This is a genomic window from Pirellulaceae bacterium, assembly GCA_019636385.1.
Classification (GTDB): domain Bacteria; phylum Planctomycetota; class Planctomycetia; order Pirellulales; family Pirellulaceae; genus Aureliella.
Map to the genome: position 1 here is coordinate 1 of JAHBXT010000003.1, position 14,088 is coordinate 14,088.

Here is a 14,088-nt window from a genome sequence, read left to right on the forward strand (position 1 = left end):
CTAAGTGTTGGCAAGCTGCTTACAAGTCCATTGATTTCGGCTGCACTCGTATTGGCTGCGGCTGGAATTCTTATCGTCATCCTGAGCGAAGTATTTCAGTTCGTCCAAGCTGTACAGGCCGCTCCTTTCTTTATCCAAGTCATTGCTGATCTTTGCATTGCGCTACTCGCGATTGCATTTTGTACGGCATTGATCCGCCTCGCCTTGGTTTATCGCCGATTGTCTGTCACTCCGCAGGTAAATCTCAATGCGATTCGGCAGGCCAAACAAAGAGCCGCCACAAGGGAACAAATCCACCGGCAGGTGGAAGCAGGATATAAATCTTTACGAACAATAGTTGAAACGTATCCAATCGCGGACAAGAAGCACCGAGCCTTGCTTGTTCGATGCGGCATGCAGCCTGAAGAAGTTAAGACCCTTCAGTCAAACTTAGAAAACCTTTTGCGGACTGACAACTTAGGACAATCCAGGTGGATCGAGGACTGTAACCGGTTGTTTGTTTCCGTGATCGATAAGTCAGCCAAACAGCATGTCATGAGCTACGCTACGAAGGTTGCGTTAAAAACGGCGATTAGCCCAACCGGCTTTGTAGATTCTTTGATTGTTGCCACAAATGCCGTTCTGATGGTGGAAGACCTATGCCATTTATATGGCGTTAGAACTGGACGGTGGCAATCAGTCTTGCTGACATGGCGAATCTTCTTTTCCACTTTTGTTTCCGCAAAACTGGAAGAACAAATCGACAAGTTGGCCGACAGTCTTTTCGAGGGGACTCTTTCAAGCGCTCCCCAGATGTACAAGGAACTTTTAGCCCGACTTTCCCTTGGGCTTCTAAAGCGAGCGGCAGAGGGAGCAGTAAACATGGCGTTATTCTACCGTCTTGGCACCGCCACTGTGGTGGCGTTGAGGCCAATTAGCATATCGATCACGAGTGACGAATAATTGGCAACACAATTCGGGCTTAAGGCCAGGGCGAACGCACACTAAGCTTGTGAAATTCCAAGGACTTGCGCGAGGTAACTGACATTCTAAGCTGCCTTACGACGTCGCATGGAAATACTGCTCATGGGGACACAGACCTGCGCAGGGCTTTTCTATCGTCTTGAGCCGCGACAGCCGGGCCGCTGGCGCTTTAGGTGCTGCAGAAATTGCGTTGCTTTGTACTGCGCCCCGGACAGCGTCTTGCCGACGCCCGCCTCCGGAAATGGTGTGTCGCCGGGATTCAGCTCTCGTAGCGGTAGATGCGGATCGCGTCAGACGCCTGCTGAAGCTGCCACGGCTTCGGGCCCATAACGCCTGTGACCTGCTCCCCCTTACAACGTCTTGCCGACTTTCGCCTCCAGAAATGGTGTGTCCCTTAGAATTCAATACTGGCTATGGGACCTGCAGGGAAAAACTGTCGGATATTTAAGCGACAGAGACATTACCAATGAAGCAAAGCAGTTGATGGACGCTGTAAAGTATCGCACTGGTCATGGGCTGGATCAAAGTGCAAGTCTTCAGAGCAGCGGTGGTGAATCTGGCAAAGGGCGGGCTCCGTGAATCAAGGCAATGACAAAAATGGCCGAAGGTCTTACCTGACAGAGTATCCGGTAAGAGTATTCGATAATCTCTCGAACGTCCTCCTGTTGGTATTCCGGGACCATTTAACTCGACAATGGAAAATAGGAAAGTTGCGTCGTTCGTTTCGTCAAACGATCAACGACCGACAATGCATATCGAGGAGAATCGGTCGCAATAAATTCGTAGATTGCAGCGAGATCGGAAATCGCATTCTGAGTCCATTCGATTCGCATTACTCTGGGAGTCCAAAACGCGTCCGTACTTCGGAAACTGAAAGCGTACGCCCCAATTCAACGTCCTTGAGTCCAGCCTCGATCTTTTGGCGGACGTAGAGTCGATACATGACATCGTCCCATGTCGCGTCAGCCGGTAACGAGTCGATGGTTTCACGGACTTTGGATTTGATATCCGATTCAGGTGTTGTGCTCATAGCTAAACTATCGCGAATGTCGAGATCGAAGGCAACCGGAATCGACGCTGCCAAAAATGGCTGAACGTGGAAACCTAAAGCGGATAACATGCCTTTAAGCGGTTCAGCACAAACCCTGTTGGCTGCAACAATGCAGTCTATTGCTCAAGACAGCCTCGCCCCCAAATTCCAATCATATCGGACACTTGAGAGCCGATCACTTATTGATTGGGGTGATAGAGTGCTTAGGTCCAATCTTCTGGGAAACCTTGCGTTAAGCCGTCCGCTGGGCTGCGAACGCCCTTACCTCCTCGATGCAGTACATGCGTGTACGTCATTGTCGTACCAAATTCGCTGTGCCTTAAAAATTCCTGATCGGTTCGGATGTCGTAGCCGCTAGCAAGCCAATGGGGGGCAAAGGAATGCCTGAAAGTATGGCAGGTTACTCTTTTGGTCAGCCCTGTCTCCGACACTGCCACGGCTTCGGGCCAATACGCCTGCCCACCTCGGCCAGAAACAAATCCAGCGTTTGCTCGAAGGTGTACCCGACGCCATGTGCCCGGGCGAACAATAGGAAGTCCCGCACCCAACGTACGAGGTACGGCTGGTGCTTGTCCAACGCCAAGTACTTGTCTTGAAGGAACTTGGCATAGCCATCGAGCCCCTCGAGTAAATGAGCATCGTGGCCAGCCATATTCCGTTTCCGTTTTATCCAGATCTGGATAATATCGGAATACGGGGCGTATCCAACAGACGTCAATCAGCACCCCCTGCGGGCTGGTTTTTCGCATTGAATTCCTTCGCACGGCTCCACACTTCCTGGTAGACTTTTCAACCGAGTCCCAGCGAAACGGGAATTCTGCAGAAAAACAGGTTAGGCTCAAGAAATGAAATCATTGTGCTCCTTCTTTGCAATCGTAGTTTCGTTGTGCATCGCCTCGCCTGTCTGTGCAAATGACAAATCGATAACGAGAGATCTGGTTACGCCTGAAATGACCAATGACGAGCCCGCCGCTGGTCGGCGAGTTCGCCAAGTTGCCCCCGAGTACGAGGGTACCGAAGTTTACCACGCCTTGTACCTACCCGTGGATTGGAAGCTTGGCGACAAATATCCTCTGATCATTGAATACACGGGCAACAGGTACGCCGAATCCGGTTCGACCGGCGAAGTCAAAGATGCCAATCTCGGCTACGGCCTGACGGGTGGCAAAGGCTTTATCTGGGTCTCGATGCCCTACATCGAGAAAGGCGGCCAACGGAATGCTGTCTTATGGTGGGGCGACAAACAAGCGACTGTCGACTACTGCAAGACGAACTTACCTAGAATTTGCAAACAGTTTGGAGGTGATCTGGAGAGCGTGTTTATTTGCGGCTTTTCGCGTGGCGCGATCGGTGCCAGTTACATTGGCTTGGCTGATGATGAGATCTCGTCATTCTGGAAGGGCATGATCACGCACGACCATTTTGATGGCAACAGAACTTGGAACTACCCCGAGAGCGATCGCCAGTCGGCACTGCTGCGTTTGGCCCGCCTGAAAGGCCGGCCTGTTCTGGTGTGTGGTGAGGCAAATGATTTTCTACGAGATCATTTAGAATTGGCGAAGTTCACATTCCTAAAGCCGATTGTTGGTGAGATATTTGAGATTCCAGAGGGAAAGGTGATTAACCCGCACACGGATTTGTGGATGCACCGCGATAGTAAGTACCGCCAAGAAGCAAGAAACTGGCTAAACCAGCACAAGTAGTAGTCGATTTCTAAACAGTCGCATGTTGCATAACCATCGGTTCAACCGGCACCCGTGAGCAGCGGTTTTTGACAATGGCGAATTGCGGGCACAAGCCCGATTATTTGAAACTATAGGCCAAAGAACGAAGATGCAGCGGCGGCTCAATCCAAGAAACAAGCCTGCGTTCCTATGGGCCGTGCTAGATCAATTCCAATCCGCAGGAGCCTTGCTGTCACTGGAGGGGATCTGCAAGCGCTTGGCGTGCGTGATCATCCCGCAGCAGTAACAGACGAGACAAAGGTTCTAAAGCGGCAGACAAATTCTCCTCGGCTTGATTTCGTAGTGTTGCCTATCTCAAGGCCGCTAATTGCGCTGCTCAGGAAATCCCTTGGCGGCCCCGTTGTATTCTCATACGACGGCGGTCTTATTCATGTCCAAGTCGAAGCAAACGGTTCGTTGGCAGTTGGTGCCTGGGATACCTTTCACCGAGATTGTGTCGGTGTAAGCAACGCGTTGACTGTTGCCTTTCTGCAGAGTTTGGTAACTGCAGGTATTCTTCGGACTTCTGAAGCAGCCTAACCAATCAATCATGTTCGCGCCCTTTGGTCGCCCGACTCGCAAAAGCCCTTGGCCTTTGCTGGCGGCATCTTGGCAGCGCTCGGCGTCGTAATGGTACATTTCAATATTTGAAGGGGAGCAAATGGGAATCAACGCGTGGATTGTGCTCGGTCTGATTGCCGGATTCTTGGCAAAAATCATCATGCCCGGCAACGCCCCAGGAGGAATCATCATCGCGATCCTTCTCGGTATTGGTGTCGCGCTGGTCGGTGGTTTCCTTGCCACCCAGCTCGTTATGGGGGCATTTCGGGCTTCGATCTGCGAACCATAGCAATTGCGACCGATGGAGCACTAGTTCTCCTGTTCGGATATCGTCCCCTAAAACAAAGAGGCAAGGTGTAGCGGACACCCACAGGAAGACTACGGCACTGCACTGAATCGCCGGACAAAATGTTCGATCACAGCCGCGTTTCGGTCCAGCGGTGTGGTTGCGTTAACTTGTCGCGGCCCCGGGGAACGGTACGTTGTCTCGCAACGCTCTCCAAGGATCCGTTTCAGCCCAAAGCGGGTGACGGGCAGTGGCGAAGAGGAGCGGAATCACTTGAGCTTGGTTTGGAAGAACTGGACGGTGCGCTGCCAGGCCAGCTTGGCGGCCTCAGAGTCGTAACGCGGTGTCGTGTCGTTGAAGAAGGCGTGGTTGACGCCCGGGTAGATGTGCGCTTCGTACTGTACCCTGGCATCTTGGAGCGCTTGTTCGTAGGCCGGCCAACCGGCATTGATGCGTGTGTCCAACTCGGCGTAGTGAATCAACAGTGCACCCTTGATTTGGGATACCAGGGCCAAGTCCGGCTGACGTCCGTAAAACGGGGCGGCCGCTTTGACGATCTCAGGCAGGCGACAGGCCAGGTCGTTGGTCACGCCACCGCCGAAACAAAAGCCGACTGCGCCAACCTTGCCGTTGCTCTGGGGATGGGCTGCTAGAAACTGAGCGCCCGCCATGAAATCTTGAATCATCTCCTCGGCGCTGCGCTTGGACTGCAACGCTCGGCCTTCGTCGTCGTTACCGGGATAACCGCCCAAGGGCGACAGCGCATCGGGTGCCAGCGTCAGAAAGCCAGCAGCGGCAAAGCGCCGGGCGACGTCTTCGATGTGGGGATTGAGACCCCGATTTTCGTGAACCACCAATACGCTCGGTATCTTCTCAGACAGCGATCGCGGCGTAACCAACAATCCGGCAATCGTGCCACCGCCCTTGGGACTGGCATACTCGATCCGTTCGACCCGAATGCGTGGATCGTCCGCAGCCACCTGCTGCGCCAAGGCGTAGTTGGGACTGAGTCGGCTGAGCAGTGCTTCCACCGTCACGCCGCCGACGGCGAAGGTCGAGGCCCGCCGCATAAACTCGCGACGATCGACCAAGCCGTGGGCGTAGTCTTCGTAGAGGTTCAGCAGCTGCTGGTCAAAGTTGCGGGCTGGCTCGCGACTCATGGTTGGGCTCGGTTGTTAATGGTCCAGCGACAGGGATCGACCTCGAACGGAGATTGCCGCCTGCCGCATAACTTTCAAACAGTTGGCCAAATCAGTCTAGTGGTTTTGCGCAGTCGATTCAACCGGGCAGAACGCTAACGCTTCTTTACGCACAACATCTGATTGCCTCCGCGCTGCAATTGATAAGTTACAGTGCGCACGCAGCACTCGTAGCCACTGGCCTGCATTTCATCAATTAACCGGGGAACATAGGATGATGGTTCCAACATCAGCGTCAACAGCGGAAAGATGCGAACTTCCGGGGCAAGTCGCAGCATCTCCAGGACGGCGGCGCGATGAAATTCGTAGGGGAAGTGATCTGCGTAGAGAAACAGAAAATGCGAGCACAGCGCTAATTGAAAGCTGTTGTCGGGCAGCTGCGTATTGGGTAACTGACCCACCACATAACGCCCCTGGCTTCTCCCCAAGTCGAAATCATCTAAAAAACGTCCCAGCGTTTGTATTCGGCTTTCGCGCAAATGATCGGGGGAAGCATGGTAGGTCCAAACCCAATCTGCCAACGTACGCTTGATCTGCAGGATGATATCGTCCACTACGCAATAGAATTGCCTCTCGATGTCAGCGCGATCGAAGCTGTACAAGGGGTCAACCGAAACGACACGACGGCCAAGAGCAAACATTTCGGCGTTAAAGCTGGCAGGACCATCGGCCAAAGACACGATCGACTTGTCCAAGTCTGTCGCGGACAGTTCAAACATACATTGGTATTCGTCCAGCGATCGACCAAAGGGAACGACACTGCCAAGCTGCATCACCACGTTGCTGCGCTTTCCCGCTGAGTAGTAACTCGATTTCTGAACCACTAATTGTGCGGCGGCTTGTCGGCAGAGACAGACTTTTCGATGTCTTCCTGCAGTGCCCGATACTTGCGTAGGCAGTCATCGATGGACTGTTGCAAGCTCTCCAACTGCCGGCGACTGCCAGCCGATGCCTCCAGCACTGGCCGCAAGCCATCGTACAACAATTGAAATTGTGATTGTACCAAATCGGTCATGACGCGCGGGACCGAGTGCTGGACCAGGACCTTTTGATCGGGGACATTCTGGCTGGATTGTTCCAATCGCTGGCTGGCCGAGGCAATTGCTGTAGCAATCTGCTGGCTCAATCCGCCTAATCCGCTGGTCAGTCGCTGCAACCCTTGCTCAACCACCTGCTGGCTGGCTTGATTGCCCAGCGTCACGATGGCCTTGTTGAGTGCCTGCCGAATCGACTCGAGTCCATCACGCAGGCCGGTCAACGATCGCAGGATCTGCGCCGCACTGTCTTCACCTTGGATGCCTCTCATGCGGATGCTGTCCACATAGGCATACTTGATCGCCTCCCAGCGCTCTGATTCCTCCTTGGTCAAAATATCCATCAGCTCTTTGAACTTCAGTAAATTGGATTCACCGTCGCGCGTCAAAGTTTGGGCATCTTGTTCATAGTTAGCGACAATCAGCGTCTGTAGTTCCTGTTCGTTCATCACCGGCACTACGCGTTCGGCAATGCGATTCATATTGCGATAGCTACCCTGCAACTTGAACGGCGGTTCCGTGCGATACTCGTCTACCTGGGCAGCGCTGCGAATGTAGGCCCGATTAATGCGCAGCACAATGTCTCGCACACGCAGCAGCTTGCTGAGCACTCGAATCATGTCTTGCAATTGATCCGCCGGTAAATTGCTGGACAATTCCAGGTCCTGGGTAGAGCCGCGCTCGGCACAGCGAATGACCGCGCGTTGATCCTGGCTGCTGTAGCGCGCCAGCGGTGCCAAGGCGACGTTGCTTGTCAAGCAATTTTCCAAATAACTCAGCTCGAACGCTTCGCGCGCGTCGCCGATAATTTCGCCCAAGTTATACACATCGGCGCGGTTAGCCAGCATGTCGGGTATCTGGAACTGCTGGCCGCTCTCGGTATACGGATTACCAGCCATCACCACGGCCACTTTTCGGCCGCGCAGATCGTATGTCTTTGACTGACCGTTCCAGACGCCTTCGATGCGCCGCGTGGCATCGCACAGCGGGATGAATTTTTGCAGAAGTTCAGGATTGCAATGCTGAATGTCGTCCACATACAGCATCACGTTGTCACCCATCTCCAGAGCCATGTTGATTCGCTGGACCTCCATCCGCGCCGCGGCGCTGGTGGCTTCGGCTGGGTCCAGCGACGTGATCTGATGCCCCACGGCAGGACCGTTGACTTTCACGAACACCAACCCCAAGCGATTGGCAATGTATTCCATTAATGTCGTCTTGCCATAACCCGGCGGGCTAATCAGTAGCAGCAATCCCATGCGATCGCTACGCTTGTCGGTCCCGGCTGCCCCGAGCTGCTTGGCCAGGTTATCGCCAATCAACGGCAGGTATACCTGATCGATCAATTGATTGCGGACAAAGCTGGTCAGCACACGCGCTTTGAACTCGGCGGTTCGTAGTCGTCGGTCCGCCTGTTCCAGTGCAGCCTGTTTTGCCAGCTTGAGCGCACGAAAGCGGGGCACTACGTGTAGTCGATAATCTCGCTGACGTTGTATGAATTGGTGATAGTGCACTGTCAGCTTGCCCTGCTCGATGCGCGGGTGATCCCCCACTAAACCATCCAGCTGCGTCGCGGCCGACAGGCTGGGTCCGACGACCGGCCGTAGTGATTGGTCTAGCAACATCAATGCCATTTCGGCGCGATAGCCGGGCAGTGGGTCTAGTGCAGGCTGGGGTTGCGGGGGCAAGCTATGCAGATAGCCGTCCACGGCATCCACAGCGAGTGTCCAAGCAGCCAGCGGACGCTGGGCGACTTGCGAAATCGCGGAATTTAACTTGTCACGGTCGGCCTGCGACAGATGTTCCCGCAGATGTTGGAGCGCGGTAGCGCAGGGCGTAGCCACCAAAACATTGGCAGCAGTTTCACCATCCAGCCAGTCGTGGTCAGCTAACCAACACAGATGTTCAAATAAAAACTCGGCAGCATGTTCGATGCTCTGCGACTGAGTCGTTTGACCTTCCTGACTGCCGGCAGCATGTGCCGCAAAGAACGCTGCGGCGTGCTCGTGTAGTAGCTCGCCAATTTTTGTCACGTAAGCTGCACCGGGCCGCGTCGCGGGCAGAATGCGTCTGACCCACGACAGCGAGCGAATCCAGGTTTGCACCGGGCCCGTCGCAGCCGTGGGAATCAGCTTGCGCCACGCAAACATCGCCGGTCCGCGCACTTGAGCCGAGTAGCGCAACAGTCCCAACCCGGATTCCATAGACAGCAGCGCATGCGCGATGGCGGCAGCATCGGCATCGTGTACGCCGCGCACATAGCCTTCGTCGTGGCGGGCTTGCATGAAATGCCGCAACGATTCGACGATTACTGAACGATCCAGCCCCAAGAACTGCTTAACCGTCAAGGGTGCCAGCGCACCACCGCGCAGTTGTTCGCAGTACAGAGAAGCCAAGTATTCAGCACGATACACCACAGTCGATTCACTCGGCAGCGTTTGCTCCCATAAATCCTGGGCGCGATCCAAATCGGGGTCGTTGAGCGGTTCAAAAAACTGAGTACCGGTCAAATGCAACCACAATCGTCCATGTCGCGCGACGGTGGTCAATTCGATCGGCTGGCTATGTACACTGAACTGATGTTTGCCAAAGCGAATAAGCCCTTGATCACCAGAATACAGCTCTTGGCGATCACGAAGCTGGCGGAGCGAATCATCGCCGATGGCCTTCAGACGCGTGAGCACATCATCCATGCGTACCGAATCGCCCAGTTCCTGCAATTGCTCGGCTAATCGCCGCACTTTATCGACCATTGCATCGGCAGCCAGATAACTGCGCAGCGCGTCGGGGTCGTCCAGCCGGGCAGCTCTGGTGGCGATCCCCTGCAGAATGCGACTGGCCGCGCTAGCCAACGACTCAGCTCGACGCGTGCGTGCCTCGACCAATTGCACTCGTCGTGATTCAAACGCATCGTACAGGGATTGACGCTTGTCGGTTAGCCTCTGCAGCAATTCATCGAACTCGGCAAAACGCCCTTCCAGCTCTTCGAACTGCAGCATGATTCGCGTCAACGATTCATCGACGCGTTCGGGTGTATCGGCCGAATCCAGTGCACCGGCCGCGGCCTGATCGATGACCCGCATCTGCGCCGCAAAATCCGCCGACATTTCGTCGGACAGCAATTCGCGGACATGCCCTGCCAGCGCCGAGCGTACGCGATTCAATTCGGACAGCAGTCCAGCGGTGCGATCCACGATGGCGGTGCGCTGCGTCACGTCGTCGATCTTTAATTGCGAAACGGTTTCGATCAGCAACTCCAAATCCGTAGCAATTTGAGCCAATTCTTGCTGTAGCGATTTTCCTTGAGCACCGGTACTAACCGCAGCAATACGTTGCTGGCTATCGCCAATGCGCTGCCGATAGGGTTCCAACGCTTGTGGGTTGAGCAGAAACTGGACACAACGTTGGCCCAGTCGCTCAGCAGCCTGGACCATATCGGCTTCTAAGGCCTCAACTGCGGGCAAATCGACATAATGCAACTCGCGTAGGCCGATGGCGCGACCGCGCAATTGACGTACCGCAGACAATTGTGCAACAAACAGCTCGACAGTCGTATGACCACCGCGTTGAATGGATTTCAGTAGTTCGTCTGCAGCTTGCTGGACAGCCAGCGTCGCGGATTGAGTGTCGCGGCGAACGCGAATGACTTTGTCGTACTCCTCAATGGCCGCGCTGGCGGCATCACGTACCCCAGCCAACGGCTCGTGCAGCCCGCAAGCTTCAGCATGTCCAATCCAGTGATAGGCATCCAGAACATTGGTAGCGCGTCGCACCAAGTCTACATACAAATCTTGATAATCCTCATCTTTATCAATGACCGCCAACAACTCTTGGCACTCAGCCAAACAGCGCACCAATTCGCGATTACCGATTTTGTAAAGCATTGAATCGGTCGTCACGGGGACGCGAAAATTAGCTCCGACGAACGGCGTCTGCCAAAGCTGCATGGCATGATGCTTTTGCGGAGTATCATCGGAGCGAAAGGTAGTCATGCGACCGTCTTCAAACAGCGCCTGACCATGACACACCAGGGGAGTATCCACGGTCTGCTGAATGACGTTGTAGCGCAAATGCAGATGCGTTCCGGTGATAGGTTCCAGGAAGATGTACAGATAATCCTCCCCATTGGGCGCTGCGATCATCCGCTCGAACAACAGATTGTCCAAGCCGTGTTCAAAGATCTTGTATTGTCCGGTTTGCAACACAAATCCGCCAGGAAAAACCAGACCGTGATCCTGAGGTAGCAACACGCACGACTTTTCGAGCGCGTCGAGCCGAATTACCGTGGCCTGCTTGCGGAAGAAAACCAAGTAGCGAAAAGTTCGCTCTTGGTAGGGACGCACCTTCAGCAGAACTAATTGCCCAACGATCGAGTAATAGATCTCAGCGTCATCCAGCGTTTGGTCAGCATGCTCGACGGGCTCCGAGTAGACGCCGGTACCGTCCTGGGTATTGTCCTCGATTTTGACTGTCAAATCACCGCCCACACATTCGACAAACACGATGTCTTCAATCGAGATGTGCGGATGGGCTCCACTACGGTGTTGATCGCGATTGGTTCGCCTCCACTGAAACGCATGTTGCGGAGGAAACCGCACCTCCTGCTCGCTGCGATTGTCGACATAACGCAACCGCTGGCCGTCAATCGTCCATTTCAGGGCTTTGATATCCGCAGGCGTCTTGCCAATTTGAAACACGAAATAGACGTTGTTTCCGTGAGTATAGAATCGCGAAAAGGCGGGTTGCTTGTAGTAGCGATATAGTTCGATGAAGTCCCGGCGACTGTCGGCGTCAAAAATATCCCCTAGCGGCAAGGGATGAGCAATCTCGCCCTCCAGCCGATAGCAGCCGAATACGTCTTCGGGGCGGATTTCGGTTTGCAGCCCAAACTGGACGTTGAAGCCCAGCAGCCAATGATCGCCAACCGCCAGCAAATCGCGGGGTGTGCAATTGTGATCGGTGCTGATATGCGCGGTGCCCAGCAGTCGAGTCGCGATGTTGCCGAAAACCTTGGCCCGCGACGCGTTGAGTAGTTCGAAGCGCCGGCGCAACTCGCGGGCGGCCTCGCGCAGCCGTCCGCGCAGTACTTCGTAGGTTCCGGTAGCCAGAGAATCGGTCATGTCAAATTCAGCCAGCGCTGGACGCAGCCCAAAATAAAACGTCACCGCTCATGTAAAAGGCAATCCAAGTAAGCGGTGATCCGGTTACGACGGCTGCTTGCCGGACCCACGTTTGGCAGGTGACTTCTCCTCGAGCAATTGTCCCAGGGGCTTGTCCGCCAAATTCAAACTGTCGGCCAAGCCCAACAGCTGCACCAGTCGTGATCGCAGCTCGGTAGCGCCTCCGCTGGCCAACACGTGCGCTGCCACAGCCGCAAAGCTCAAGTCCTTAATATCGCCCATATTCAGCGGCAGTTGCTCTACCAAGCTGCGAAGGCCCTGCTTAAAGCTTTCCGGATTGCCGGTGAAGAACGTATTCTTAACGTCGCTGGCCACTTGAGAATTATGCACGAAGCGATCGATGGCTTTGCCGCCGCGAACTGCAGCAGAAATCTGCTCGAAAAACTGGCCATCGCCACCGACAATATCGACTTTGGCAGACTTGAGTGCATGTCCAATCACGGTGGCCTGTTGTTCTGCTACGGTTCGCTGCGCCTCGATGGCAGCAATCTCAATCGCCTTATCTTTATCCAGTCGCAGCTTAAATTCTTCATGCTCGCGGCCGATTCCATCCAACTCCTTCATAGCTGCGGCCTTTTGATGAATGCCGCCGGCTTCGCTGGCAAATTTTTCTTTTAGCACGCGAGCTTCTGCCAGCCCTTGCTTTTCGATAGCCGCTGCCTTGGCCTCTTGCACCTTGGCTTCAGCCAGACCCACTGCACCGCTCTCGGCCGTAACCGCCTCGGCCATCAGCTTCTTGCCGGCAGCCAGTTTTTCCGCGCGATCGCGTTCCGCTTCAGCTTCGACGCGGATTTGCTCAGCATGTAATTCGGCAGCTTTGCGGGCCGCCTCGGCGGCTTTGACCTCTTTGACCAAAGCTTGTTCGGCCAATGTCTCGGCGGATAGGACTTCCACCTTCTTCTTGCGCTCGGCCGCTGCCAGTTCCAACGTGTCCAGCTTGCGTTGTTCTTCCTCGACGACGGAGCGCTCCACGGTAACTCGTTCGCGAATCACCTCTTGGATGTCTCGGCGTTGGGTCTCGATGGCCTTTTCCTTTTCAACTTCGGCAATGCCCACCAATCGCTCGCGTTCTGTCAGTTCCAACATCCGATCGCGCTCGACACGTTCGAGTTCAACGGCATCGGCACGTTCCTTGTTGCGCTGAGCCACCAGGATTTGTCGCTTCATATTCTCTTCGGCGACCCCCAGATCCTCGTCAGTAGCGATGCGAGCCCGCTCGGCGTCTAAGCGTTTAGCTTCGCGGACTTGTTGCGCCGCCGCGTTTTCTCGGGCCTCAATTTCTGCAATCTCCCGCTTCTGTCGCTCAGTAGCTTCAACTCGCTGACGCTCCAGCTCCAAAATGGCCTCCGCTGCTTCGACGTCCTGTTTTTTGAGGGTCTTTTCGCGTTCGCGCGTGAAGAAATTCTCGCGGATTTTTTCCTGCGAAGTCAACTCAGTAATTTTCTTGATACCTTCGGCATCCAAAATGTTGTGTGGATTCAGCAGTTCCAGTCGCGTTTGCTCCAGATAGTCGATGGCCGCATCGTCCAGTTTATAACCATTCAAATCGGTGCCGATGACTCGCAAAATCTGCTCTTTGAACTGCTCGCGCTTGTCGTATAGTTCGACAAACTCGAATTGCTTACCAACCGTCTTGAGAGCTTCAGAAAATTTGGAATCGAAAAGCTCACGCAAGGTTTCTAACTGGCTGGCGCGGCGGCAACCAATCGACTCGGCCACCTCGCGCATTTCACTTTCTTGGTTGTTGATGCGAATAAAAAAGGCGACTCGAATGTCGGCGCGAATATTGTCTTTGCAGATTAGGCCTTCAGAGCCTTCTCGAGCGATCTCGAAGCTCTTGAGGGTCAAGTCCATCTTGTCGTGACTGTGCAGCACGGGGATGACGTTGATCCCACTGGCCGTGACGATCCTCATGCCGCCCATGCCGGTTCGCACGATCGCCTCATCGGGACCAACCTTACGATAGAACTGACTGAAGAAGGCACCGAGTCCGATTCCACAAACCACCAGTACGACCAGGACGGCCGCAACCCAACCCAACAATTGAAGTGCCCAAGCGAAGGACTGTCCCAGCAGCATGATGTCCATCA

Annotated in this window: 9 protein-coding genes and 1 pseudogene; 3 read left to right on the plus strand and 7 right to left on the minus strand. The window is 54.5% G+C overall.

Going from position 1 to position 14,088, the window contains the following annotated elements; all coding sequences use genetic code 11:
* Window positions 1-942: DUF697 domain-containing protein (locus tag KF752_10765; GenBank protein MBX3422023.1), on the plus strand; the 942-nt coding region annotated here is incomplete at its 5' end.
* Window positions 943-1,646: 704 nt separating this feature from the next.
* Here KF752_10765 and KF752_10770 read toward each other — a convergent pair.
* The 3 genes from KF752_10770 to KF752_10780 form a co-directional block, all read right to left on the minus strand.
* Window positions 1,647-1,796, minus strand: coding sequence for a type II toxin-antitoxin system RelE/ParE family toxin (locus KF752_10770; GenBank protein MBX3422024.1), 150 nt, complete (start codon window positions 1,794-1,796; stop codon window positions 1,647-1,649).
* On the minus strand, window positions 1,796-2,083 hold the full coding sequence (locus KF752_10775) for a hypothetical protein (GenBank protein ID MBX3422025.1): 288 nt from the start codon (window positions 2,081-2,083) through the stop codon (window positions 1,796-1,798). The genes KF752_10770 and KF752_10775 overlap by 1 nt, the downstream gene beginning before the upstream one ends.
* 134 nt (window positions 2,084-2,217) lie before the next feature.
* On the minus strand, window positions 2,218-2,763 hold the full coding sequence (locus KF752_10780) for a tyrosine-type recombinase/integrase (protein ID MBX3422026.1): 546 nt from the start codon (window positions 2,761-2,763) through the stop codon (window positions 2,218-2,220).
* 201 nt (window positions 2,764-2,964) lie between these two features.
* Here KF752_10780 and KF752_10785 point away from each other — a divergent pair, with 201 nt between their 5' ends.
* Together KF752_10785 and KF752_10790 are read left to right on the plus strand one after the other, a co-directional pair.
* Window positions 2,965-3,717, plus strand: a complete 753-nt coding sequence (locus KF752_10785; protein MBX3422027.1) for a hypothetical protein — start codon at window positions 2,965-2,967, stop codon at window positions 3,715-3,717.
* A gap of 682 nt (window positions 3,718-4,399) precedes the next feature.
* A pseudogene (locus tag KF752_10790) lies at window positions 4,400-4,659 on the plus strand (GlsB/YeaQ/YmgE family stress response membrane protein).
* 195 nt (window positions 4,660-4,854) lie between these two features.
* Here the strand turns inward: KF752_10790 and KF752_10795 are convergent.
* The 4 genes from KF752_10795 to KF752_10810 form a co-directional block, all read right to left on the minus strand.
* The gene (locus tag KF752_10795) at window positions 4,855-5,745 is read right to left on the minus strand and encodes a dienelactone hydrolase family protein (protein MBX3422028.1); all 891 of its coding nucleotides are present in this window, start codon (window positions 5,743-5,745) and stop codon (window positions 4,855-4,857) included.
* Window positions 5,746-5,879: 134 nt separating this feature from the next.
* A complete protein-coding gene (locus KF752_10800) occupies window positions 5,880-6,563 on the minus strand; it encodes a hypothetical protein (GenBank protein ID MBX3422029.1) in 684 nt (227 codons plus the stop codon).
* A 44-nt stretch (window positions 6,564-6,607) separates the two neighbouring features.
* Entirely contained in the window at window positions 6,608-11,938 is a 5,331-nt protein-coding gene (locus KF752_10805) for a DNA repair ATPase (GenBank protein MBX3422030.1), read from the minus strand.
* Between the two features lie 84 nt (window positions 11,939-12,022).
* Entirely contained in the window at window positions 12,023-14,077 is a 2,055-nt protein-coding gene (locus KF752_10810; GenBank protein ID MBX3422031.1) for a flotillin family protein, read from the minus strand.
* Window positions 14,078-14,088: the final 11 nt, after the last annotated feature.